At 71.9% G+C, this 21,589-nt stretch carries 21 protein-coding genes and 1 pseudogene; 13 read left to right on the plus strand and 9 right to left on the minus strand.

What is annotated here, in order from left to right; translation table 11 throughout:
* Positions 1 to 153 precede the first annotated feature (153 nt).
* A complete protein-coding gene (locus ACIRGB_RS20090) occupies positions 154 to 1,956 on the minus strand; it encodes an ABC transporter ATP-binding protein (protein WP_403866519.1) in 1,803 nt (600 codons plus the stop codon).
* A 147-nt stretch (positions 1,957 to 2,103) separates the two neighbouring features.
* On the opposite strand from ACIRGB_RS20090, the gene ACIRGB_RS20095 reads away from it, so the two are divergent.
* Positions 2,104 to 2,565 (plus strand): MarR family winged helix-turn-helix transcriptional regulator, encoded by a 462-nt coding sequence (locus tag ACIRGB_RS20095; protein ID WP_403866522.1) that lies wholly within the window; start codon positions 2,104 to 2,106, stop codon positions 2,563 to 2,565.
* A 61-nt stretch (positions 2,566 to 2,626) separates the two neighbouring features.
* Here ACIRGB_RS20095 and ACIRGB_RS20100 read toward each other — a convergent pair whose 3' ends face one another.
* Positions 2,627 to 3,385: a hypothetical protein gene (locus tag ACIRGB_RS20100; protein ID WP_403866525.1), complete on the minus strand. Its 759-nt coding sequence runs from the start codon at positions 3,383 to 3,385 to the stop codon at positions 2,627 to 2,629.
* A 230-nt stretch (positions 3,386 to 3,615) separates the two neighbouring features.
* On the opposite strand from ACIRGB_RS20100, the gene ACIRGB_RS20105 reads away from it, so the two are divergent.
* The 4 genes from ACIRGB_RS20105 to ACIRGB_RS20120 all read left to right on the plus strand — a co-directional run bounded on the left by ACIRGB_RS20105 (position 3,616) and on the right by ACIRGB_RS20120 (position 8,564).
* Positions 3,616 to 5,490: an ABC transporter ATP-binding protein gene (locus ACIRGB_RS20105; RefSeq protein WP_403866528.1), complete on the plus strand. Its 1,875-nt coding sequence runs from the start codon at positions 3,616 to 3,618 to the stop codon at positions 5,488 to 5,490.
* Positions 5,487 to 7,268, plus strand: a complete 1,782-nt coding sequence (locus ACIRGB_RS20110) for an ABC transporter ATP-binding protein (RefSeq protein ID WP_403866531.1) — start codon at positions 5,487 to 5,489, stop codon at positions 7,266 to 7,268. Before ACIRGB_RS20105 ends, ACIRGB_RS20110 begins: the two co-directional genes overlap by 4 nt.
* Before the next feature lie 489 nt (positions 7,269 to 7,757).
* Positions 7,758 to 8,228 (plus strand): DUF5709 domain-containing protein, encoded by a 471-nt coding sequence (locus tag ACIRGB_RS20115; RefSeq protein WP_403866534.1) that lies wholly within the window; start codon positions 7,758 to 7,760, stop codon positions 8,226 to 8,228.
* Positions 8,229 to 8,291: 63 nt separating this feature from the next.
* Positions 8,292 to 8,564, plus strand: a complete 273-nt coding sequence (locus ACIRGB_RS20120; protein WP_403866537.1) for a type B 50S ribosomal protein L31 — start codon at positions 8,292 to 8,294, stop codon at positions 8,562 to 8,564.
* 20 nt (positions 8,565 to 8,584) lie between these two features.
* On the opposite strand, the gene ACIRGB_RS20125 is transcribed toward ACIRGB_RS20120, so the two are convergent.
* Positions 8,585 to 9,379 (minus strand): metal-dependent hydrolase, encoded by a 795-nt coding sequence (locus tag ACIRGB_RS20125; RefSeq protein ID WP_403866540.1) that lies wholly within the window; start codon positions 9,377 to 9,379, stop codon positions 8,585 to 8,587.
* Between the two features lie 145 nt (positions 9,380 to 9,524).
* Here ACIRGB_RS20125 and ACIRGB_RS20130 point away from each other — a divergent pair, with 145 nt between their 5' ends.
* Together ACIRGB_RS20130 and ACIRGB_RS20135 are read left to right on the plus strand one after the other, a co-directional pair.
* Positions 9,525 to 12,038: a DEAD/DEAH box helicase gene (locus tag ACIRGB_RS20130; RefSeq protein WP_403866542.1), complete on the plus strand. Its 2,514-nt coding sequence runs from the start codon at positions 9,525 to 9,527 to the stop codon at positions 12,036 to 12,038.
* A 19-nt stretch (positions 12,039 to 12,057) separates the two neighbouring features.
* Complete coding sequence (locus ACIRGB_RS20135) at positions 12,058 to 12,924, plus strand: acyl-CoA thioesterase (protein ID WP_403866544.1); 867 nt, start codon at positions 12,058 to 12,060, stop codon at positions 12,922 to 12,924.
* Position 12,925: 1 nt separating this feature from the next.
* On the opposite strand, the gene ACIRGB_RS20140 is transcribed toward ACIRGB_RS20135, so the two are convergent.
* Both ACIRGB_RS20140 and ACIRGB_RS20145 read right to left on the minus strand, forming a co-directional pair.
* Entirely contained in the window at positions 12,926 to 13,924 is a 999-nt protein-coding gene (locus ACIRGB_RS20140) for a DUF6397 family protein (RefSeq protein WP_403866547.1), read from the minus strand.
* A 139-nt stretch (positions 13,925 to 14,063) separates the two neighbouring features.
* Positions 14,064 to 14,477, minus strand: a complete 414-nt coding sequence (locus ACIRGB_RS20145) for a roadblock/LC7 domain-containing protein (protein WP_403866550.1) — start codon at positions 14,475 to 14,477, stop codon at positions 14,064 to 14,066.
* A 105-nt stretch (positions 14,478 to 14,582) separates the two neighbouring features.
* On the opposite strand from ACIRGB_RS20145, the gene ACIRGB_RS20150 reads away from it, so the two are divergent.
* Positions 14,583 to 15,011 carry a PPOX class F420-dependent oxidoreductase gene (locus tag ACIRGB_RS20150; RefSeq protein ID WP_403866553.1) on the plus strand — a complete coding sequence of 143 codons (429 nt, stop codon included), beginning with the start codon at positions 14,583 to 14,585 and terminating at the stop codon, positions 15,009 to 15,011.
* 30 nt (positions 15,012 to 15,041) lie between these two features.
* On the opposite strand, the pseudogene ACIRGB_RS20155 reads toward ACIRGB_RS20150, so the two are convergent.
* Positions 15,042 to 15,137 (minus strand): annotated as a pseudogene (locus ACIRGB_RS20155) (ATP-binding protein); the annotation flags it as partial.
* Positions 15,138 to 15,287: 150 nt separating this feature from the next.
* Here ACIRGB_RS20155 and ACIRGB_RS20160 point away from each other — a divergent pair.
* On the plus strand, positions 15,288 to 15,887 hold the full coding sequence (locus ACIRGB_RS20160) for a class I SAM-dependent methyltransferase (RefSeq protein WP_403866556.1): 600 nt from the start codon (positions 15,288 to 15,290) through the stop codon (positions 15,885 to 15,887).
* A gap of 1 nt (position 15,888) precedes the next feature.
* On the opposite strand, the gene ACIRGB_RS20165 is transcribed toward ACIRGB_RS20160, so the two are convergent.
* On the minus strand, positions 15,889 to 16,644 hold the full coding sequence (locus tag ACIRGB_RS20165) for an alpha/beta fold hydrolase (RefSeq protein WP_403866560.1): 756 nt from the start codon (positions 16,642 to 16,644) through the stop codon (positions 15,889 to 15,891).
* Between the two features lie 125 nt (positions 16,645 to 16,769).
* Here ACIRGB_RS20165 and ACIRGB_RS20170 point away from each other — a divergent pair, with 125 nt between their 5' ends.
* Positions 16,770 to 17,294, plus strand: coding sequence for a PadR family transcriptional regulator (locus ACIRGB_RS20170; protein WP_403866563.1), 525 nt, complete (start codon positions 16,770 to 16,772; stop codon positions 17,292 to 17,294).
* On the opposite strand, the gene ACIRGB_RS20175 is transcribed toward ACIRGB_RS20170, so the two are convergent.
* Positions 17,280 to 18,140 (minus strand): oxygenase MpaB family protein, encoded by an 861-nt coding sequence (locus ACIRGB_RS20175; RefSeq protein ID WP_403866566.1) that lies wholly within the window; start codon positions 18,138 to 18,140, stop codon positions 17,280 to 17,282. The two genes, ACIRGB_RS20170 and ACIRGB_RS20175, sit on opposite strands and share 15 nt — an antisense overlap.
* Before the next feature lie 132 nt (positions 18,141 to 18,272).
* Here ACIRGB_RS20175 and ACIRGB_RS20180 point away from each other — a divergent pair, with 132 nt between their 5' ends.
* The 3 genes from ACIRGB_RS20180 to ACIRGB_RS20190 all read left to right on the plus strand — a co-directional run bounded on the left by ACIRGB_RS20180 (position 18,273) and on the right by ACIRGB_RS20190 (position 21,134).
* Positions 18,273 to 18,581 (plus strand): hypothetical protein, encoded by a 309-nt coding sequence (locus ACIRGB_RS20180; RefSeq protein ID WP_403866569.1) that lies wholly within the window; start codon positions 18,273 to 18,275, stop codon positions 18,579 to 18,581.
* 142 nt (positions 18,582 to 18,723) lie between these two features.
* Positions 18,724 to 19,566, plus strand: coding sequence for a hypothetical protein (locus ACIRGB_RS20185; RefSeq protein WP_403866572.1), 843 nt, complete (start codon positions 18,724 to 18,726; stop codon positions 19,564 to 19,566).
* A gap of 176 nt (positions 19,567 to 19,742) precedes the next feature.
* Complete coding sequence (locus ACIRGB_RS20190) at positions 19,743 to 21,134, plus strand: tannase/feruloyl esterase family alpha/beta hydrolase (RefSeq protein ID WP_403866575.1); 1,392 nt, start codon at positions 19,743 to 19,745, stop codon at positions 21,132 to 21,134.
* Between the two features lie 4 nt (positions 21,135 to 21,138).
* Here the strand turns inward: ACIRGB_RS20190 and ACIRGB_RS20195 are convergent, their stop codons facing one another.
* A complete protein-coding gene (locus ACIRGB_RS20195) occupies positions 21,139 to 21,321 on the minus strand; it encodes a hypothetical protein (RefSeq protein ID WP_059297537.1) in 183 nt (60 codons plus the stop codon).
* Positions 21,322 to 21,589 lie beyond the last annotated feature (268 nt).

Genomic DNA, 21,589 nt, shown 5'->3' on the forward strand with positions numbered 1-21,589 from the left:
CGCCTGGGACCCCTGAGTCCGGTGGAGCCTCTGAGGCTGCCTCTGGGGCCTCTGGCGCTCCTCGCACTTCTCACGCTTCTCGCGCTCCGTGGCGGAGTGTTCATCTGCATGCGGGCACGGTAACCCCCATAGAGGCACAAACCCGGCATATCGTCATCTTGTCGGCTCCAGTCGGGCGTCCCGGCGGACCAGCGCGGCATACCTCCCGTCCTGCGCCAGGAGTGCCTCGTGCGTGCCCTGTTCGGCCAGGCGGCCGGAGTCGAGGACCACGATCCGGTCGGCGCCCTGGACCGTGGAGAGGCGGTGCGCGATGGTGATCGTGGTGCGGTTGGCGGACAGGGCGTCGATGGCGCCCTGCACCGCGGCCTCGGTACGGGTGTCCAGGGCACTGGTCGCCTCGTCCAGGACGAGGACGGGCGGGTCGCGCAGGATGGTGCGGGCGATGGCCAGGCGCTGCTTCTCGCCGCCGGAGAAGCGGTGGCCGCGCTCGCCGACCACGGTGTCGTAGCCGTCGGGCAGGGCGGCGATGTGGTCGTGGATCTGGGCCGCCCTCGCCGCCGCCTCCAGCTCCGCGTCCGTGGCGTCCGGCTTGGCGAAGCGCAGGTTCTCGGCGACGGAGGCGTGGAAGAGGTACGTCTCCTGCGAGACGACGCCGACCGCGCGGGCGAGGGTGTCGAAGTCGAGGTCGCGCACGTCGACCCCGTCGAGGGTGACCCGGCCGCCCGTCACGTCGTACAGCCTCGGCACCAGGTGGCCGAGCGTGGACTTGCCCGCGCCGGTGGGGCCGACGACGGCGAGACTGCTGCCGGCGGGGACGGTGATGTCGATGCCGTCGAGCACCGGGCCGCCCTTGCCGTCGTAGCCGAACTCGACGTTCTCGAAGCGGACCTCGCCCTTGATGTGGTCGAGGTGGACGGGGTTCTCCCGCTCGGTGATGTCGATCGGCAGGTCGAGGTACTCGAAGATGCGCTGGAAGAGTGCGAGCGAGGTCTGGATCTGCACGCCGGTCGACAGCAGGCTCACGGCCGGGCGGAACAGCCCCTGCTGGAGCGAGACGAAGGCGACGATCGTGCCGAGGGAGACGTCGGGGCCGCCGAGTCGCAGGGCGATGCCCGCGGTCCAGTAGATGACGGCCGGCATGGCGGCCATGACGATCGTGATGACCGCCATCCGCCAGCGGCCCGCCATGTTCGACCGCACTTCCAGGTCGACCAGGCTCTCGGACTCGTCCGCGAAGGCGCGGGTGAGCGAGTCGGAACGGCCCATGGTGCGGCCGAGCAGGATGCCGCTGACGGAGAGCGACTCGGTGACCGTGGCGGCCATCGCGGCCATCTGCTTCTGGCGCCGGGTGGTGATCTTCCGGCGTTCCCTGCCGACGCGGCGGCTGATCCACACGAACACCGGCAGGAGGAGCAGCGAGACGACGGTCAGGCGCCAGTCGAGGACGACCATGGCGACGATCGTGGCGACCACGCTGGTGAGGTTGGACACCAGCGAGGTCGCCGTGGAGGTGACGGTGGCCTGCATGCCGCCGATGTCGTTGGCGATGCGGGACTGGACCTCGCCGGTGCGGGTGCGGGTGAAGAAGGCGAGGGACATCTGCTGGAGCCGTCCGTAGACGGCGGTGCGCAGGTCGTGCATGACGCGCTGGCCCACGGTCGTGGAGATCAGGGTCTGCAGCACGCCGAAGACGCTGGTGAGCACGGCGCCGAAGATCATGCCGAGGGCGAGCAGGCTCAGCAGGCCCGTGCGCCCCTCGGGGATGGCGACGTCGAGGATCTCCTTGAGCAGGAAGGGCGTGGCGACCGACACCAGGGACGCGGCGCCGACCAGCAGGCCGACGACCGCGAGGCGGCCTCGGTAGGGACGGAACAGCTTGAGGATGCGGCGCACCTGCCGGGGCTGTTCCTCGGCGTCGGCGGGTGCGGTCCAGGCGGAGTCGCGATCGGGGTGCATGGGCTCCTTCGGAGGCGGCGAGGGGAGGCCCGCGGAGCCGTCGGGTGGCAGACCTCGGGGGCCTGCCACGGGCCTGCGCGGACCTTACGGATCATAGGTCATTGTTACCTATACTCACAATGAACATCATCCTGATATTGTTCCCCCATGACCGCCCCCGATCCCGACGGCCTGCTCGCCGAGCAGTTGCTGCGGCTCACCCGCCGGGTGCAGCGCATCCAGAAGCGCCATCTCGAGCACCGCGACCTCGGCATCACCCCGGCCCAGTCCCGGCTGCTGCGCACGCTGGCGCACTACGGCTCGCCCCCGCGCATGGCGGACCTCGCCGAGCGCCTGGAGGTCGTGCCCCGGGCGGTGACGACGCTGGTCGACGGGCTGGAAGCGGCCGGGAAGGTGTGCCGCGTCCCGGACCCCGCCAACCGCCGGGTCATCCGGATCGAGCTGACCGACGACGGACGTGCGGCCCTCAGCGAACTGCGCGGTGCCCGCCGGTCCGCCGCCGAGGAGATCCTGGCCCCGCTGACGGGCGAGCAGCGCGCGGTGCTGGGCGGACTGCTGGACACCCTGGTCGACGGGCCGGACGGGGGCGAGTGCCGCCGGACGGCGTGATCCGGGCAGTCCGTGTGGTCCCCGGGTGGTCCCGGCGGGCCGGGTCCCGGAAGGCCCGCGCTCAGGCTTTCAGGTGTGCCCTGTCCCCCATCACCACCACGGGGTGCCGGTCCGGGTCCAACGTGCGCAGCAGGTACTCCATCGCCGGCTTGGGCAGGCTGACGCAGGCCGACGTACCACTGCCGTGGTCCATGTGCAGCCAGATCGACCCGCCCTTCGACGTCCCCTCGGGGCGGGTCGGGTCGTTCGGCGGGGTGCCCTTGACCCGGTTGTAGTCGATGGCGATGACGTAGTCGAAGTCGTGCCAGTACGACTTCGCCCACCATCGCGGTGCCGCGAAGCTCGCGGACCTGCTGTACGGCAGCCCCGTGCCGGGGGCCGGATCCGGGTCCGGGAGCACCCCGCCCGCGTCGCTGAGCGTGAACACGCCGACGGGGCTGCGCTTGTCGTTCTCGTGGTGGTCGGTCGTCCACCCCTTGGTGCCGTTGTGCGCCGCCCAACTGCGGGCGCGGTGCCAGGCGGAGCCCTGCTTCGTGTAGAGCACGACCGTGGCGTCGGCGGAATCCCTGCCGTCTCCGTACACCGCGACGACCTGGCGCGAGTCGCTGGGGATGCGCTTCTGGAGCCGGTCGCCGACGCCGGGGATCCTCGTCGGGTCGGCCGCCGCACTGCTGCGGCCGCCTCCGCCCGGGGATCCGCTCGCCCGGGAGTCCGCGCCGTCCCCGGTCGGGCCGCCGCAGGCGGACAGCGCCGTCATCGTCAGCAAGGAACCAAGGGCCGCCGCCACGACCGCCGTACGCCGTCCACCACCACGTGCCATCCGTCCATCGTCGCATCCTCGGCGGGCATGCCGTCAGGAGGGCGGCGGACGGGGGCGGATGGACCGCTGCCGAGGCGGGCGGACGGCACGCGGCGATCGGCAGCCGGATTCGTATCCCGCCGCGGAAAACCAGTTGATTTTGGGCACGTGGCGACGCGAACCTTTCACGGTTTGCAGCCTCTCGATGCCGGATGGCAACGGCACCTCCTGACACGAGCCACTGGGACGTCATGCAGATCCAAGACCTTCCGTATCCCGACCCGGGTGTGCCGGACGCACGCTCGGGCCCCCGATTCCTGTGGTGGCTGTTCCGCAACCAGCTCGGTGGCCAACTCACGTCACTGGCCTGGGGCCTGCTGCACTTCGCCTCCGTCTCCGCCCTGCCCTTCTGTGTCGGGCTCGCCGTCCAGGCGGTCGTCGACCGCTCCGGCGGCCGGCTCGCCCTCGCGGGCGGCGTCATGGTCCTGTGCTGCGTCGGCAACGCGCTCGGCGACACCTTCCTGCACCGCGCCGCCATCACCAACTGGATCACCGCCGCGGCCCGCGTCCAGCAACTGCTGGCCCGCAAGACAGCGCTGCTGGGCTCGGCACTGACCCGGCGCGTGGCGGCCGGCGAGGTCGTGGCCGTGTCCACCGGGGACGTCGAGAAGATCGGCTGGTTCGTGGAGGCCGTCTCCCGCTTCACCGCGGCGGCCCTGACCATCGTCCTGGTCTGTGTGGCCCTGGTCGTCTACGAACCGGCCCTCGGCGTCGTGGTGATCCTGGGCCTGCCCGTGCCGGCCCTCGCGGTGCTGCCGCTGCTGCCCCGCGCCACCCGGCGGGCCGACGTCCAGCGCGACAAGGCCGGCCGCGCCACCGAACTCGCCTCGGACACCGTCGCCGGACTGCGCGTGCTGCGCGGCATCGGTGGCGAGGAACTCTTCCTCGACCGCTACCGCAGCGCCTCCCAGGAGGTGCGCCACGCGGCCGTGCGCAGCGCCCGCATGTGGTCCCTGATCTCCGCGATCCAGGTGCTGCTGCCGGGGCTGCTGCTGATCGCGGTGGTCTGGCACGGCGTCCACCTGGCCCGCGAGGGCCGCATCGGCGTCGGCGAACTCGTCACCGTCTACAGCTCCGTCATGATCCTCACCTACCCGCTGCGGCACTTCGAGGAGATCGCCATGGCGTACTCCTTCTCCCGGCCCTCGGCCAAGCGGGCCGCACGGGTTCTGGCCCTGGAACGCGCCACGGACACCGGGGGTTCGCGCGCCGCCGAGATCCCCACCGGGGACCTGTACGACCCGACCAGCGGTCTGCTGGCTCCGGCGGGCCGGCTCACCGCCGTGGTGTGCGGTGACCCGGACGCGGCAGGGCGGCTGGCGGAACGGCTCGGCGGGCACCCCCCGGAGCAGGGCGCGTCGGCCCTGCTGGGCGGGGTGCCCCTGGACGAACTGCCCCTGAAGTCCGCGCGCACCGCGGTCCTGGTGCAGGACAAGGACCCGGTGCTGCTGTCCGGAACGCTCCGCGAGCTGCTGGACGTGCCCGCGTCCGGTGCCGTCGCCGCCGAGGACGCGCTCGCCGCCGCCCAGTGCGGTGACGTGCTGACGGCACTCGCGCAGGGCTCGCTCGGCGCCGACGACCCGATGGACGCCCGCATCACCGAGCGGGGCCGGTCGCTGTCCGGCGGCCAGCGCCAGCGGCTGGCACTGGCCCGGTCCCTGATCACGGACCCGGAGGCGCTGGTCCTGGACGAACCGACCTCGGCCGTCGACTCGCACACCGAGGCGCGGATCGCGGAAGGCGTACGGGCACTGCGCGCGGGGCGCACCACGGTGGTGTTCACCTCGTCGCCGCTGCTGCTGGACCGCGCGGACCGGATCGTGTTCCTGCACGACGGCGAGGTCGCCGCGGTCGGCACCCACCGGGAACTGCTGCACACCGAGCCCCGGTACCGGGCGGTGGTGACCCGCGAGACCGACGAGGCCGCGGCGCACCCGGACGCCGTACCGGCCGGCGGGAAGCCGGAGCGGCCCCTGACCGACGACGACCGCGTCGACGACCGTGACGGCGCCCTCGGCGACGACGACGTACTGCACCGACTGGAAGAGATCGAGGAGACGGCATGATCGGCGTCGCGCCACCGTCCTACGACCCGGCGGCCCCCACGACGGCCGGCACCCTGCCCGTCGGCGCCCGTCCGACCATGCGTGCCTACGTCGGGGAACTGCTGCGCCGGCACCGTCGGGCGTTCTGCCTCCTCGTCACCGTCAACACCGTCGCCGTGATCGCCTCGATGGCGGGCCCCTACCTGCTGGGCGGGCTCGTGGAGCGGGTCTCGGACGACACGCGCGAGCTGCGTCTCGGCGTCACGGCGACGTTCTTCGTGCTCGCCCTCGTGGTGCAGGCGGCCTTCGTGCGCGAGGTACGGCTGCGGGGGGCCGTGCTCGGCGAGCGGATGCTGGCCGATCTGCGCGAGGACTTCCTCGTGCGGTCGGTCGGGCTGCCGCCCGGCGTGCTGGAACGGGCCGGCACGGGCGACCTGCTCTCCCGGATCACCACGGACATCGACCGGCTCGCCAACGCCATGCGGGAGGCCGTGCCCCAGCTCGCGATCGGTGCCGTGTGGGTGGTGCTGCTGCTCGGTGGCCTGGTGGTCACGGCGCCGCCCCTGGCGCCCGCGGTGCTGATCGCGGTGCCGCTGCTGGTGATCGGCTGCCGCTGGTATTTCCGCCGGGCGCCCGCCGCCTACCGCTCGGAGGCCGCCGGGTACGCCGCGGTGGCCGCCGCGCTCGCCGAGACGGTGGACGCCGGGCGCACCGTCGAGTCGCACCGGCTCGACGCCCGTCGCATCGAGCTGTCGGAGCGCCGGATCAAGGAGTGGACGGCTTGGGAGCGCTACACCCTCTGGCTGCGGTCGGTGCTCTTCCCCGTCATCAACGTCACCCATGTGACCGTGCTCGCCTCCGTCCTGCTCATCGGTGGTGTCTTCGTCCTCCAGGGCTGGATCGGGGTCGGTCAGCTGACCACGGCCGCCCTGATCGCGCAGATGCTCGTCGACCCGGTCGGTCTCATCCTGCGCTGGTACGACGAGTTGCAGGTGGCCCAGGTCTCCCTGGCCCGGCTGGTGGGCGTCCGGGACATCGAGCCGGACGCCGGTGACGCCACGCTGGCCCCCGACGGACGGCACGTGCACGCCGACCGTGTGCACTTCGGCTATCTGGAGGGGGTGGACGTGCTGCGCAAGGTGTCGCTGGAGGTCGCTCCCGGGACCCGGCTGGCCCTGGTCGGCCCCTCGGGCGCCGGCAAGTCCACCCTGGGCCGGCTGCTCGCGGGCATCTACGGTCCGCGCGAGGGCCGGATCACTCTGGGCGGCGCGGAACTGTCCCGGATGTCCGCGGAACGGGTCCGCGCGCACGTCGCCCTCGTCAACCAGGAGCACCACGTCTTCGTGGGCTCCCTGCGCGACAATCTCCGGCTCGCCAGGACCGGCGCCACCGACGCCGAGCTGTGGGCGGCGCTGGGCGCGGTCGACGCGGACGACTGGTCCCGTGGGCTGGACGAGGGACTGGACACCGAGGTCGGCTCGGGCGGCTTCGCGCTCACCCCGGCGCAGGCCCAGCAGATCGCCCTGGCCCGCCTGGTGCTGGCCGACCCGCACACCCTGGTGCTGGACGAGGCGACGTCCCTGCTCGATCCGCGGGCCGCACGCCATCTCGAACGGTCCCTGGCCAGGGTCCTGGACGGACGCACGGTGATCGCGATCGCCCATCGCCTGCACACGGCCCACGACGCGGACGTCATCGCCGTGGTCGAGAACGGCCGGATCAGTGAGCTGGGCAGCCACGACGAACTCGTCGCGGCGGACGGTGCCTACGCGGCGCTGTGGCGGTCCTGGCACGGGTAGCCACGTCGCGCGCCTTCGGGGCGGACCGGCTTCGGACGAGGTGGCTCCGGACGGGGCGGCCCTGGCCGGCGCAGGCCGGGGCCGGCCGGGTGCGGTCCCGTCCGGAGCCGGCCTGCCCGGGCCGGGACGAGCGCGGGACGGCGCCGCCGGACGGATCGACCCGGTCGGACGGGTCGGCCCGGTCGGACGGGGCATCCCTGGGAGGCGGCCGGGCGGTGGGGCGGGGGCGGACGCGTCGCCGGTGCCGGGGCCGTGGGCGTGGGTCGGCCTGCCCGGCGGAGCCGCGGGGAGGGGCCCGGCGCGTACCCCGGCGGGGTCCGTGCCGTTGCGCGGTCCCGAACGGGAGTGGAAGGCTGGAAGCAGGCACCGGCTCGAGGCAGGCCCGGGAACCGCGCGGTTCCGCGACGGACGAGGCCCGTGCCCCGTGCAGCGGCGGCCCGCCGCGGTCCACGGTGAGAAGGGGCCGGTCCCCACCCCCTGGAGGTGTCCGTGAACAGCGTCGACGGATGGGGAGATGACGTCTACCAGCCCGACGGATCCGAGCAGAGGGAGGACACCGGGCTCCTCGACGGTGAGGACACCCTCGAGGAGGACGGCGTCGCCGATCCCCTCGACCGGGGCTGGTCCCCGCCCGAGCGCCCCTGGGCGGTGGAGCACACCGGCGTGACCGCCGCCGAACGTCGCCGCGGCGAAACGCTGGACCAGCGACTCGCCGAGGAGCGGCCGGACGAGCTCGCGCCCGACGGCGACGGGCTGGGCGACGTGGCCGGCACCGACGGGGAACTGCTGGACAACGAGGTCGGCGCGGACCGCTCCGGCCGGCTCGTGGCACCCGACGAAGGGGCTCACGAGGACGAGGAGCCGGCGCTGGTCGCCATGGACGTGGGCATCGACGGCGCCGCCGCCTCCGCCGAGGAGGCAGCGATGCACGTGGTCGACGAGGACTCCCTGCCCGGCTGACACCACCCGCGGCGGCAGCCCCGTGCCGTCGCTCCCATGAACCGTGCGGTACGAGGAGCAGCCATGCAGCAGGACAAGCACCCCGACTACCGGCCCGTCGTCTTCCGTGACCGCAGTGCCGGATACGCCTTCCTGACCCGGTCCACCGCGACCAGCGACCAGACCATCGCGTGGGACGACGGCCAGACCTACCCGGTGGTGGACGTGGAGATCTCCTCGGAGAGCCACCCCTTCTACACCGGCAAGGCGCGAACGGTGGACTCGGAGGGGCGCGTCGCCCGCTTCGAGCGGCGTTACGGCGCGGGCGAGGGGCAGGACACCGGCGAAACCGGCTAAGCCGGCCGGGCCCGCGACGCTCAGATGAAGTTGAGCGCCGCCGCGCCGCCCACTCCCCCGAGCAGCATGAACATCGGCATCAGTACCTTCAGCTCCACCCAGCTGCCCGCTCGGAACCGCATGGGCTTCGGCGGGCCGAGGGGGTACCACCGCTTGCGGCCCACCGGTATCGGCCAGAGTATCGGGCAGCCCGAAACGGTCAGCGCGTCCCCGATGTCGTGCACCAGCGCGCCGAGCACGATCGGCAGGCCCAGCCACAGGTACTCCTGGCCCGGCGCCGTGAACAGCCAGTCCGCGCCGGCGTCCGGCTTGTCCAGGATGCCGGCGATGATCCACGCGCTGGTCCCCGCCAGCAGCCAGACCAGCACGTCGCTGCTGGAGCCGCGGGTGGCCCGCCACAGCAGCCCCTCGATGGCCAGCACCATGTGCACGAAGAGGATCGCCAGCACCGCCCAGCGGCCGCCGGTGATGGCCAGGACCGACGCGCCGCCGCCTGTCAGGACCGCCCACAGCCAGGTGTGCGTCAGCGTGCGGTGCCCGCCGGAGCGCCGCGGGTCGCCGGGCTTCTTCGTCGCCTTGTAGACGGCGTACGACAGCTTGTCGACGATCTCGCACACCCCCCGTGAGAGCGGTCCGAAGGCCCGGGAGATGGTGGCCGCCTTGTGGTCGAGGTCCGGGGCGAGCGCCGCTCCGGCGCAGATCAGGGCTCCGGCCAGCAGCACGGGCCAGGGCATCGGCTGTCCCGCGGCGGCGGTCGCCGCCCCGACGCCGAGCCACGCCGCGGCGCCCGAGAGTGAGTGTGCTGGTCCCATCATCGCCGTTGCCCGCCCCATTCCTCGTGTGCCGCTGTGCAGTTGTCCGGGTCCGCTGCTGCCGCGTCGGCGACCCAGCGTAGCGTTCGTGATCTTCACACGGACAGCCGATTCCCCCCTCGCGGCCCGGGGCAGGCAAGATGGGGACGTGACCCTCATCGATCAGCTGCCGCGGACCGCCGACCCCGATGCCTTGTACGAAGCCTTCGAGGCGTGGGCCCAGGAGCGCGGTCTCACCCTCTACCCCCACCAGGAGGAGGCGCTGATCGAGGTGGTCTCCGGCGCGAACGTGATCGTGTCGACGCCCACCGGCTCCGGCAAGAGCATGATCGCGGCGGGCGCGCACTTCGCCGCCCTGGCCCGGGACGAGGTCACCTTCTACACGGCACCGATCAAGGCACTGGTGTCGGAGAAGTTCTTCGAGCTGTGCAAGATCTTCGGCACCGAGAACGTGGGCATGCTGACCGGCGACGCCTCCGTGAACTCCGACGCCCCCGTCATCTGCTGCACGGCCGAGGTCCTGGCGTCCATCGCGCTGCGTGACGGCAAGCACGCGGACATCGGCCAGGTCGTCATGGACGAGTTCCACTTCTACGCGGAGCCGGACCGCGGCTGGGCCTGGCAGATTCCCTTGCTGGAGCTGCCGCAGGCCCAGTTCGTCCTGATGTCGGCGACGCTCGGTGACGTCTCCTTCTTCGAGAAGGACCTCGCGCGCCGTACCGGCCGTCCCACCTCGGTGGTCCGCTCGGCCACCCGGCCGGTGCCGCTCTCCTACGAGTTCCGCTACACACCGCTCACCGAGACGCTCACCGATCTTCTGGCCGCCCGGCAGGCCCCCGTGTACATCGTGCACTTCACCCAGGCGCAGGCCGTGGAGCGGGCACAGGCGCTGATGAGCATCAACATGTGCACGCGCGAGGAGAAGGAGCGGATCGCCGACCTCATCGGCAACTTCCGTTTCACCACGAAGTTCGGCCGCAATCTCTCCCGCTACGTGCGGCACGGCATCGGGGTCCACCACGCCGGCATGCTGCCCAAGTACCGGCGGCTGGTGGAGAAGCTCGCGCAAGCCGGCCTGTTGAAGGTGATCTGCGGAACGGACACGCTCGGCGTGGGCGTCAACGTCCCGATCCGTACCGTGCTGTTCACGGCGCTGACCAAGTACGACGGCACCCGGGTCCGCACGCTGAGGGCCCGGGAGTTCCACCAGATCGCGGGGCGGGCCGGTCGGGCCGGGTTCGACACGGAGGGGTTCGTGGTCGCCCAGGCGCCGGAGCACGTCGTCGAGAACGAGAAGGCGCTCGCCAAGGCCGGTGACGACCCGAAGAAGCGGCGGAAGGTCGTCCGGAAGAAGGCCCCCGAGGGGTTCGTCGCCTGGTCGGAGAGCACGTTCGACAAGCTCATCGGCTCGGAGCCGGAGCCGCTGACGTCCCGTTTCCGGGTCACCCACACCATGCTGCTGTCGGTGATCGCCCGCCCCGGCGACGCCTTCTCCGCGATGCGGCACTTGCTGGAGGACAACCACGAGCCGCGCAGGCAGCAGCTCAGGCACATCCGGCGGGCCATCGCCATCTACCGTTCGCTGTTGGACGGCGGCATCGTGGAGAAGCTCGACCAGCCGGACGCGGAGGGGCGCACGGTGCGTCTCACGGTGGACCTCCAGCAGGACTTCGCGCTGAACCAGCCGCTGTCCACGTTCGCCCTGGCCGCCTTCGAACTGCTGGATCCGGAGTCGCCGTCGTACGCGCTGGACATGGTGTCGGTCGTGGAGTCCACGCTGGACGACCCGCGGCAGATCCTCGCCGCCCAGCAGAACAAGGCGCGTGGTGAGGCCGTGGCCGCGATGAAGACGGACGGCGTCGAGTACGAGGAGCGCATGGAGCGCCTCCAGGACATCACGTACCCCAAGCCCTTGGAGGAGCTGCTCTTCCACGCCTACGACACGTACCGCAGGAGCCACCCCTGGGTCGGCGACCACCCGCTGTCCCCGAAGTCGGTCATCCGTGACATGTACGAACGGGCACTGACCTTCACGGAGCTGGTCTCCCACTACGAACTGGCCCGCACCGAGGGCATCGTGCTGCGCTACCTGGCGAGCGCCTACAAGGCCCTCGACCACACCGTGCCGGACGATCTGAAGTCCGAGGACCTCCAGGACCTGATCGAGTGGCTTGGCGAGATGGTGCGCCAGGTCGACTCCAGTCTCCTGGACGAGTGGGAGCAGCTCGCCAACCCGGAGGAGATGACCGCCGAGGAGGCCCAGGAGAAGGCCGATCAGGTGCGGCCGGTCACCGCCAACGCGCGCGCCTTCCGCGTACTGGTCCGCAACGCCATGTTCCGCCGTGTCGAGCTCGCCGCCCTCGACCAGGTCGGTGAGCTGGGCGAGATGGACGCCGACGCGGGCTGGGACGCCGACGCGTGGGGCGAGGCCATGGACAAGTACTGGGACGAGTACGACGACCTCGGCACCGGTCCGGACGCCCGGGGTCCGAAGCTGCTGATCATCGAGGAGGAGCCGCAGAACGGGCTGTGGCGCGTGCGGCAGATCTTCGACGACCCGAACGACGACCACGACTGGGGCATCAGTGCGGAGGTCGACCTCACCGCCTCCGACGCGGAGGGCCGTGCGATCGTCCGTGTCTCCGATGTCGGCCAGCTGTGAGCACAGGAGAACCCCACCCATGACGAACCCGGCCGAAAGCCTCGTCGCCCTGCTCGACCTGGAGCAGATCGAGGTCAACATCTTCCGTGGCCGCAGCCCCGAGGAGTCGCTGCAACGGGTCTTCGGCGGACAGGTGGCCGGCCAGGCGCTGGTCGCCGCGGGCCGGACCACCGACGGCGACCGCCCGGTGCACTCGCTGCACGCGTACTTCCTGCGTCCGGGACGCCCCGGCGTGCCGATCGTGTACCAGGTCGAACGGGACCGGGACGGACGGTCGTTCACCACCCGCCGGGTCACCGCGGTGCAGCAGGGCCGCACGATCTTCACGCTCACCGCCTCCTTTCACAAGCCTGAGCAGGGGAGTTTCGAGCACCAGTTGCCGCCGGCCCGCAAGGTCCCCGATCCGGAGTCCCTGCCGACGGTCGCCGACGAGGTGCGGGAGCACCTGGGTGCGCTGCCGGAGCAGTTGGAGCGAATGGCCCGCCGTCAGCCCTTCGACATCCGCTATGTCGACCGGCTGCGCTGGAGTGCCGAGGAGGTCGAGGGCGCCGAGCCGCGCAGCGCCGTGTGGATGCGCGCGGTCGGACCGCTCGGCGACGATCCGCTCGTGCACACCTGCGCCCTGACCTACGCCAGCGACATGACGCTCCTGGACGCCGTGCGCATCCCGGTGGAGCCGTTGTGGGGTCCCCGGGGGTTCGACATGGCGTCGCTGGACCACGCCATGTGGTTCCACCAGCCGTTCCGGGCCGACGAGTGGTTCCTGTACGACCAGGAGTCGCCGATCGCGACCGGCGGGCGTGGGCTGGCCCGTGGGCGGATCTATGACAGGGAAGGACGCATGCTGGTGTCCGTGGTGCAGGAAGGGCTCTTCCGGGCCCTGTAGGTCAGGAGTCTCTGCGCCAGAGCCTGCCGAACAGGCCGCTCAGCCGTCGAGGTCGTTCCGCCTCGGGCGGCGCGGGGTGCTCCGCCTCGGCCCGCACCGGTTCCGCCGTCCCGTCCCGTACGGAGTGCGGACCGGGCGGGGTCGGCACGGAGTGCGGACCGGCGGGGGCAGGCACGGCGTGCGGGGTCGGGCGAGGGGCCGGGCGATGTCGGCGGGCCGTGTCCACGGCCGCCGCCAGGTCCGAGCGGAGCCAGTCGACCTCGTCCGGGTCGCCGGCCGTGGCGATCTCCTCGGCGAGCTGCGCGGCCGGGGAGCCGGGCGACCCGTGCGTGGCGAGTGCGGGGCGGAACCGGCGCAGATGGGAGCGCTCGTAGGGATCGGTGACGACGTCCGAGATCTCGGCGGCGTCGAGCAGCGACGCAACCGCCGCGGCCCGGGCCCACGGGTCGTCCGCCTGCCGGAGCAGGAATCCCAGGTGCCGCCCCCGCCAGTTGCGGGGACGCAGGTCGAGCCCCTCCCCCAACTGGTCCCGCAGTCCTTCGGGTGTGCGGCCCTTCAGCAGTGCGGTGTTGCGCTCGTCGGCCCTGAACTGCCGCAGCTCCTCCGCCAGATACAGCCAGACGACGGCTCGGTACCGGTTGACGTAGAACTTCACGGGCACCAGCAGCCCCAGCCGGGCGAGACGGGTGAACCGGGCCGTGGTCACGTCCATGAGGGCCGCGCCCTCCGTGGTCCCGACGGCCCGGACAGCGGCTCGGAGCGCCTCGGGGAAACCGACCGCCGCCCGGATTCGGTCGATCTCGTCGCGAGGGACGCGCCGCCCGCCTCCCCCGCCGTCGGGCACCGTGCGGACCCGGCCGAGCTGCACGGCGAGGTCGAACTCGCTTCGCCTGAGACCCAGTTCCCGCGCCGCGCGATGGTATGTGACCGAGGCGCCCCGGGTGGTGCCGGTCCGCTCGCCGGCCGCTGCGATGTTGTGCGTGATGGTGTTGCCGGACATGGTTCGTCTCCCCCGTGGAGTGTGTGGCCGGCGCCGTCCGCGCCCGCCGACACAAAAAACCGTAGCCGCAACCGCGGCATCCGCGGCGAGCCTGTGGATAACTCTGCGACCGACCCGCGGGGACGCCGAAAAGCGCAGGTCAGGGCTCGGTGGGTGTTATTCGTCCCGGCTGCCGAGCGTCGACGTCGAGGTGCTCGCCCACCCGGTTCACCAGCAGCGTCATCTCGTACGCGATCTGCCCGATGTCGGCCTCCGCCCCGCTGAGCACGCACAGGCAACTGCCCGAACCCGCAGCGGTGACGAACAGCACGGCGTCGTCGAACTCGACCATCGTCTGCTGTACCTGACCGGCGCCGAAGTGCCGGCCCGAGCCCTTGGCCAGGCTGTGCAGTCCGGACGAGACGGCGGCGAGGTGCTCGGCGTCCTCGCGTCGCAGGCCCGTACTCGCCCCGGTCACCAACCCGTCGTTGGACAGGACCAACGCGTGCCGTACGTGTTCGACGCGCGCGGTCAGGTCGTCGAGCAACCAGCCCAGTCCCTGGTTCTGCACCATGATCGGATCTCCCCGTGTCTCCCCGTACGCGTTGCCTCCCCCTGGCCGGGGGATCCGTCCGCCAGCCTTCACCACGCCCGTGCTCCGGGCAAGGAGGATGGGGGCATGGCACAGAAGATGACCGATGAGGAATGGCGGGCGTTCGTCTCGGACGGCACCCGCACCGGAAAGCTCTCGACCGTCCGGGCCGACGGCAGCCCGCACGTGGCACCGATCTGGTTCCTGCTGGACGGGGACGACCTGGTGTTCAACACCGGCAAGGACACCGTGAAGGGGCGCAATCTGATCCGTGACGGCCGCATCGCCCTGTGCGTGGACGACGACCGGCCACCGTTCGACTTCGTCGTGCTGCAGGGGCGTGCGCGAATCTCCGAGGACCTCGGCGAACTGCGGCACTGGGCCGCGCGCATCGCCGCCCGTTACATGGGCGAGGAACGGGCCGAGGAGTTCGGGGCGCGCAACGGCGTCCCGGGCGAGCTCCTCGTCCGTGTCACCGTGGACAAGGTCCTGGCCCAGAAGTCGGTGGCGGACTGAGGGCCTCCCCGTCGGGGGTCGCCGGTCCGGTCAGTGGACGGAGTCGAGAAGCCGGGCGGTGTGCACCCGCCCGGCGTACTCGACGAGCCGGATCAGCACCTCCTTCCCCGAGTCGCGGTCCCGGGGCCCCGGGACGCTGGTCCCGAAAGGGGCGCACAACGGGGGTGCATTTCGTAAGGCGTTGCTGTCCGACGCAGAGGGGCACTGGAACGATCGCGTCGCGCTCGAACATGTGTGCTGCGGCATCTTGCGTGCTCTTGGGGAATCATGCGGAGCATGAGCGACGACCACACGCACGTGCAGGAGTTCTTCGGCTCCCGGGCCGCCGACTGGGACCGCCGGTTCCCCGACGACGGCCCGGCCTACGCGGCCGCGGTCGCCGAGCTGGGGCTGCGCGAAGGTGATCGTGTGCTGGACGCGGGGTGCGGCACCGGCCGGGCCCTGCCCCCGTTGCGTACGGCCGTGGGGCCGACGGGGCTGGTCGTCGGGGCCGATCTGACGCCTGCCATGCTCCAGGCCGCCGTACGGGCCGGCAGGGACCGTGACGGGCGCCTGCTGCTGACCGACGTGGCCGCGCTGCCCCTGCGGCCCCGGGCGCTCGACGCGGTGTTCGCTGCGGGTCTCGTCGCGCACCTGCCCGATCCCGCCGGGAATCTGCGGGAGTTGGCACGCGTCGTGCGCCCCGGTGGTGTGCTGGCGCTGTTCCACCCGATCGGCCGGGCGGCGCTCGCGGCCCGGCAGGGGCGGCAGCTCACGCCGGACGATTTGCGCGCCGAGCGCAACCTCCGTCCGCTGCTGGCCGGTTCCGGATGGGACTTGACGGCGTACGTCGACGAGGACGCCCGGTTCCTGGCCCTGGCGGTCCGCGCGGGCTGAGTCAGCCCCGTCCGGCGACCGCCGCCACGAACGCGTCGGGGCGGTCGAGCATGACGTTGTGCCCGGCTCCCGCCACGGTCGTCACCCGCACGCCCGCGGCCTCAAGGGACTCCCGGCCTTCCAGTTCGCCGCTGAGTCCGCCCTGGAGGTACACGCGCTCGACCGTGAGCCCTTCGAGAAGGGTGCGCATCACGGGATCCGATCCCCGGCACAGCCCGACGGCGGAGCGGTGCAGGGCGCGTGGATCCGTCAGCCGCATCGTCGCCGCCCACTGGGGGCCGACGGTCTCCAGTACGCGCGCGTGGCCGCCGTGGACGAAATCGTCCTCCTGGTAGGAGGCGATGATGCTGCTGCCCGCGGTCGGCGGCGGGGCGGCGTCGAGGTTGGCCTCCGTGAGGACCAGCCGGGAGACCAGTTCCGGCCTCCGGTGGGCGAGGACGACGGCGACGGCACCACCCATGCTGTGCGCGACCAGTTCGGCCCCGGCCAGTCCCGCCTCGTCCAGAACGGCGGCCAGCGCGTCGGCGTGGTCGACGAGCGTGTACCCGAAGTGCTCCGGTCGGTCACTGATGCCGTGGCCCGGCAGGTCGACGAAGAGGCTGCGCCGGCCCGCCAGTTCCGCGCGCGCCGCGATGTGGGCGTGGTACACGGAGGAGACCGAGCCGAGCCCGTGCACGTACACGCGCGCGGGCTCCTCGCCGGGCGTCTCCGTCCAGCGAATGCGACTCCCCTTGTCGTCGAACCGTGCCTCGTTCAAACCGTTCCCCCTGTGGAGTGCCGCTTCTCTCTTGCCTTCCAGGACTATACATCGGTGACGATGTATAGCGTCTTCGATGTACACCGACCGCGAAAGCCGCGAGCGCCGTGGGAGATAATGCGGGCATGCTGGAGTTCGCCGTCCTCGGTTTCCTCTACGACGCCCCGCTGCACGGCTACGAGCTGCGCAAGCGCATCACCGCGCTGACGGGGCACGTGCGGCCGGTCGCCGAGAGCACGCTCTACCCCGCGATCAAGCGTCTGGAGAAGGCGGGTCTCCTCGCACGCGCCACAGAGCCCGGTTCCGTGGCCGCGCCGCGTCATGTGCTGACCCTCACCGAGGAGGGGCGAGGGGAGCTGCGCCGGCGGCTCGCCGAGCCCGCTCGGCGCGACGTCACGGACGAGAACCGCTGGTTCACGGTGCTCGCCTTCCTCCGGCACCTGGACGACGCCCCCGCCCAGGCCGCCGTACTGCGCCGCCGGCTCGCCTTCCTGGAGGAACCCGCGAGCTTCTTCTACGACGGTGACCGCCCACTGGGCGCCGAGGAGTTGGACGACCCCTTCCGGCGTGGCGTACTCATCGTCGCGAGGGCCACCTCGCGGGCCGAACTCGGCTGGCTGCGGGAGACGATCGCCTCACTCGGCGGCTGACGAGCCGATGTGGCGGACCGGGCACCCGCGAACGCCGGGAACCGGGCGGGTGCCCAGATCGGCCAGCCGGTAGCCGTTCGGGTAGCCCTTGATCTCCCGGTTCTGACGGGCGTGGTGCGGGGCACGTCTCGGCGGCAGCAGACGGACCACGCGTCCGCGCAGCCTGACGGCGTGGCGTACGGCCGCGCGGGTGGCGGGCCGCGGCGGGGTGTAGCCGAAGGCGCGCAGCAGGGGCTCGTCGAGCAGGGCGAGGGTCCCGGCGCGCAGGAGGGGCGTGAGAGGGCGCGGATACCAGGAGGCCATGAGGTCGAGCGTGGCGTCGGAGACGCGGCGCCCGCCCTCGTCCCAGGCGAAGTGGGCCTCCTCGTAGGCGTCGAGACAGGCTTCGAACTCCTCGTAGGAACCGGGAATGTCCCTGATGCCCATGTGCCGTCCCAGCGTGCGGTAGTGGACGGCGGAGGCGACGGTCTCGTGGCGCGACATCCTGCGCCACCCGTAGGTGTCGATCCAGCGCTTGGGAGTCACGACGAACGTGCACAGGACGTACCGCATGTCGTCGTTGGTGATGTCGTAGCTGCGGTGCATCCGGTTGATGCGCCGGATGGCCGTCCGGCCCTGCTCGCTGTCGAAGCCGTGCTCGACCACGCCGTCGAGCAGCAGCGCCGTGTCGTCGTACCGCTTCTGGGGCCGGTCGGTGAACTCCGCCGTCTCGGCGAGCAGCCGGCCGATGCTCGGCACGGCGTAGGTGCGGTAGAGCGCCAGCTCCAGGGCACGGGCGAAGTCCCAGGGGAACTCGTAGGCCGAGGACAGCCGATAGATCTCCGAGGCGTCCTCGTAGGGATCCATGCGCCGGATCCGTGCCAGTCGTTCGAACCGCCGCACCCTGACCGCCCCCTTCTGCCGCCGAGGCTTCAACTCTACGTTGAGCAGCAGGAGACGCACGCTCGGTCAGGGCGATCGCACGGGAGGGTGGTCCACTTGTTCGGCAGGATCCGCGAGGCTTGGGACAGATCCCGCACCGCTCGGCGCACGGAGCAGAACGAGGAGGGGAACGCGGGAGGCGGGTCCCGCTCGCACAATCTCTTCGAGGCCGCGGCCGCCTACGTCTCGGCGTGTGTGGACGACGATCAGGACCGGATCGACGAGGCGGCGGGCCGCGTGTCGCCGGAGGCCCTGTCGTTCGGGGTCAACGAACTGGCGTGCCGAGCCGTGATCGCCCTCGCGCGGGAACGGGACGAGCCGCCGCGGGAGGTGGCCCGCGCACTCCTCGGGCTGCCCGCGAACTGAGCGCCGCACCCCGGGTGCCGCGTGGTCGATTCGCCCCCGTCCAACCGGAAAGCTGCAGCTCGGGTGCGTCTGGGAGTCGTGACAAGGGCTTCCCGGGCACACTAGGGTGCCCGCCATTGGACGAACCGATGGGGAGGCTGGGATGGCCGGGACGGACGAGGACGCCGTCGCCGCCGCGGACGATGCGCTCTATGTGCTCACGGCGGTGCTGCTGACGCCGGCGAAGTTTCCGAGTGTGCTGGGCGACGACTACCCGGAGGCGTGCGCCGCGCTCGGTCTCCCACCGCTGGCCGACGGCTACGGGCTGGTGCTCGGCCAGGACGGCGACGGCGCCCGGTGGACCGTCGTCGTCGACGACGTCTCGCTGGTCGCGGTCGCCGTGGCGTCCTGGGACTGCGGCATGGAGTACGACCTGTCGCCGGACGAGCGGACGGTCGTCACCGCGCTGCCCGGCTGGCCCCTCGCGGTCGCCGTGGCGGCACCCGGTGTGCCCGTGCCGCACGACCCGGGCCCCGAGTCCACCGACCAGCCCGCGCTGTGCCCACCCGACACCAGCGTCTGGGGTCCGGCGCAGCGCCGTCTGGGGGCCGACGAGATCGCCCTGCAATGGGCCCAGTGGCGGGAGCAGATCGACGACGCGGAGTTCCCGGCATCCGGTGGCGACCCCGCGGGCGAGGCCGTCGCCGCGGACGACCGGAGCGGCGCCGAAACCTTCCGGCACGGGGGTGTCCGGCGGGTCCTCGCGGAAGCCCGCGCCTACATCGACACGCCGCCGCCGCTCGGCCGGGTCCGGTCCTCGTTCGCGCCGGGAGACGCGCGGACGCTGCGTGCGGACGGCCCCGGCTGGTCGCTCGTCGCCAGGACCGACGACATTGCGTTCGTCCTGCTCGACGAGGAGCCCGGTGAGGTTTTGCCGGTGGGGCGGGGACCGTCGCTGCCCGGACTCCTGGAGGGCCTCGACAAGATGGCCGTACGGCCGAGCTGATCCGGGACACGGAAGGCGTCCCACCGCTCGGGGCCGGGGAAGCACAGGTCCCCGACTGTCTTCAACCGCCATGGCCCGCTCTGCGCACATGTGGCTCCAGCCCATGGAGCAGGTCGTGGCGGACCCGCACGATGGGGCAGCCCTCGGCTCCACTCCCCCGTCGCTCGGAGGACCAGATGCGTCTGCCCCGTGGTGTCCCGCTCCTCGCCGCCGTCCTGACCGCCGTCACGCTCACCGGACCGTCGCCCACCGCCGCGGCCGCCGACGCCGGCGCACACTGCGCCCGGAGGGAGCACGTGCGGGTGCCGGGCGCGGCCGTGCAGCGCAGCACCTGCCTGACCGACCTGACGACCACGGGACTGGCGGGCACCCCGTACACCGACCTCGCGGACCAGGCCGGGCTGACGGCGAGTGGGACGAGGACGCCGTCCGGGGTTCCCGGCCTCCAGGTCGACGGGTATTTCCCTGACTCCTCGCGCTTCAACTCCACGCACGGCTGGCGGCACGACGCCCAGTTCGTGATCCGGCTGCCGGACCACTGGAACGGCGGCCTCGTCGTGACGGGCGCACCGGGCACCCGCAAGCAGTACGCCACGGACAAGGCGATCTCCGACCGCGTACTGGCGCAGGGGTACGCGTACGCCGCGACCGACAAGGGCAACAACGGCACGGACTTCTACCGGGACGGCAAGCGGCCCGGAGACGCGGTCGCGGAGTGGAACGCACGGACCACCCAGCTCACCCGGGCCGCCCGGCAGGCCGCCGCCCGGCGCTATGGACAGGCACCGCGGCGCACGTACATCGCCGGTATCTCCAACGGCGGCTATCTCACCCGCTGGCAGTTGGAGAACCACCCCGGGCTCTACGACGGCGGCGTGGACTGGGAGGGGGCGCTGTGGGCCGAGGACGGCCCCGGACTGCTCACCTCCCTTCCGGCGACGGTGGCCCGGACGCTGGGCACGGCCCGGGACGAGGACCTGTACGCGGTGGGGTTCGCGCGCGGTTCGGAGTTTCTGTGGCCGTACCACGAGAAGGCCTACTGGGGCGTGACGCAGAAGATCTACCGAGCCGAGTTCGACCCGGCCTACGACCCCCACTGTCCCGGGCCCGGCGCCGGGTCGTCCCCCGCGGAGATACTGGCGCCGTGCCCGTCCGACGCGGCGTACGACTACGCGGCACGCCCTGCCTCCGTCCACCGCGCGGTGGCACGGGTGGCCCTGACCGGACGCATCGGGAAGCCGTTGATCACCCTGCACGGCGATCTGGACGCGCTGCTTCCCCAGGCCGCCGACTCCGACGTGTACGCACGGATGATCGACGCGAGCGGGCGCGGCCGGCTGCACCGCTATTACACGATCCGGGGCGGAACCCACGTCGACGGGCTGTACGACACGTATCCCGACAGGCTGCGGCCGATCCTCCCCTGCTTCCGGTCCGCGTTCGACGCGCTGACCGGGTGGGTGGAGCGGGGCACCCCGCCACCGGCGGACCGCACGGTCGGTGAGCCCTCGGACGGCGACGTTCTGAACTCCTGCGCCCTGACCGAGCCGGCCACGACACGGCACTAACGCCTCAACGGCCTATCTCCTTGCGGGAGACACGGCGCAGCCTGCGCCGCTGTGACGGATCGAGCGTGAGGTAAGCGGCGGCCGGGACTCCCAGAACTATCAGCAGGGCGGCCCACCAGGGCAGCCAGATCAGCAGAATGAGCCCGACCGCCACACCCCCCGCTGCGACCTTGGCGTTCTTCGACATGATGTCGCCTCCTTCGCGGCCACTGCCGCTCTCTGTCTTGAAAACGGCCCCGCGCTCCCGGCGGTTCCGCGGCGCGACCCTGAGAACTCCCTGAGGACCGACCCTGACAAGCCCTGAGAGCCCGTCGGCGACTGAGTCCGGAGTCCGGGGGCTCCGGAAGAACCTCCCCCTCTGAAGAGTGAGCCATACCACAAAGTAATCGCAGCCTATGGCATCGCCGATCGCATATACTCGGCCGCCGCATCCCAGCTAGTCAAATTTGAGGAAT

The organism is Streptomyces sp. NPDC102490 (assembly GCF_044765285.1).
Classification (GTDB): Bacteria; Actinomycetota; Actinomycetes; order Streptomycetales; family Streptomycetaceae; genus Streptomyces.

Coding starts and splice junctions, on each gene's coding strand:
- ACIRGB_RS20140 (WP_403866547.1), bottom strand. CDS start 13,924: ATGTCCGGCAACACCATCACGCACAACATCGCAGCGGCCGGCGAGCGG.
- ACIRGB_RS20160 (WP_403866556.1), top strand. CDS start 15,288: ATGAGCGACGACCACACGCACGTGCAGGAGTTCTTCGGCTCCCGGGCC.
- ACIRGB_RS20150 (WP_403866553.1), top strand. CDS start 14,583: ATGGCACAGAAGATGACCGATGAGGAATGGCGGGCGTTCGTCTCGGAC.
- ACIRGB_RS20095 (WP_403866522.1), top strand. CDS start 2,104: ATGACCGCCCCCGATCCCGACGGCCTGCTCGCCGAGCAGTTGCTGCGG.
- ACIRGB_RS20175 (WP_403866566.1), bottom strand. CDS start 18,140: ATGGATCCCTACGAGGACGCCTCGGAGATCTATCGGCTGTCCTCGGCC.
- ACIRGB_RS20100 (WP_403866525.1), bottom strand. CDS start 3,385: ATGGCACGTGGTGGTGGACGGCGTACGGCGGTCGTGGCGGCGGCCCTT.
- ACIRGB_RS20185 (WP_403866572.1), top strand. CDS start 18,724: ATGGCCGGGACGGACGAGGACGCCGTCGCCGCCGCGGACGATGCGCTC.
- ACIRGB_RS20125 (WP_403866540.1), bottom strand. CDS start 9,379: ATGATGGGACCAGCACACTCACTCTCGGGCGCCGCGGCGTGGCTCGGC.
- ACIRGB_RS20110 (WP_403866531.1), top strand. CDS start 5,487: ATGATCGGCGTCGCGCCACCGTCCTACGACCCGGCGGCCCCCACGACG.
- ACIRGB_RS20105 (WP_403866528.1), top strand. CDS start 3,616: ATGCAGATCCAAGACCTTCCGTATCCCGACCCGGGTGTGCCGGACGCA.
- ACIRGB_RS20145 (WP_403866550.1), bottom strand. CDS start 14,477: ATGGTGCAGAACCAGGGACTGGGCTGGTTGCTCGACGACCTGACCGCG.
- ACIRGB_RS20190 (WP_403866575.1), top strand. CDS start 19,743: ATGCGTCTGCCCCGTGGTGTCCCGCTCCTCGCCGCCGTCCTGACCGCC.
- ACIRGB_RS20135 (WP_403866544.1), top strand. CDS start 12,058: ATGACGAACCCGGCCGAAAGCCTCGTCGCCCTGCTCGACCTGGAGCAG.
- ACIRGB_RS20120 (WP_403866537.1), top strand. CDS start 8,292: ATGCAGCAGGACAAGCACCCCGACTACCGGCCCGTCGTCTTCCGTGAC.
- ACIRGB_RS20195 (WP_059297537.1), bottom strand. CDS start 21,321: ATGTCGAAGAACGCCAAGGTCGCAGCGGGGGGTGTGGCGGTCGGGCTC.
- ACIRGB_RS20090 (WP_403866519.1), bottom strand. CDS start 1,956: ATGCACCCCGATCGCGACTCCGCCTGGACCGCACCCGCCGACGCCGAG.
- ACIRGB_RS20170 (WP_403866563.1), top strand. CDS start 16,770: ATGCTGGAGTTCGCCGTCCTCGGTTTCCTCTACGACGCCCCGCTGCAC.